The 269-nt window shown below is 69.5% G+C and carries 1 pseudogene; it reads left to right on the top strand.

Annotated features, from left to right (window positions below):
• Nucleotides 1–269, top strand: a pseudogene (locus tag SB772_RS41470) (putative protein N(5)-glutamine methyltransferase); the annotation flags it as partial.

The following is a 269-nucleotide window of genomic DNA, read 5'->3' as shown; positions in this document are numbered from 1 at the left end:
CTCCTCGGCAAGGTGGACCTCCTCCTGGCGAACGCACCGTACGTCCCGACCGGCTCCATCAGCATGATGCCCCCGGAAGCACGGCTCCACGAGCCGATGGTGGCGCTCGACGGCGGCGCTGACGGTTTGGATGTGCAGCGCCGGATCGCGCTCGGGGCGGCTGAGTGGTTAGCGCCGGGTGGTTCGCTCCTGATCGAGTCTTCGCGGCGGCAGGCGCCCGAAACTGCCGGAATCATGACCCGGGCGGGCTTGGTGGCGGACGTGGTCAC

This window comes from Paraburkholderia sp. SIMBA_030 (genome assembly GCF_046535245.1).
GTDB lineage: Bacteria > Pseudomonadota > Gammaproteobacteria > Burkholderiales > Burkholderiaceae > Paraburkholderia.
The sequence above is the reverse complement of the archived record's forward strand: the minus strand, read 5'-3'. Positions and strand labels throughout refer to the sequence as shown.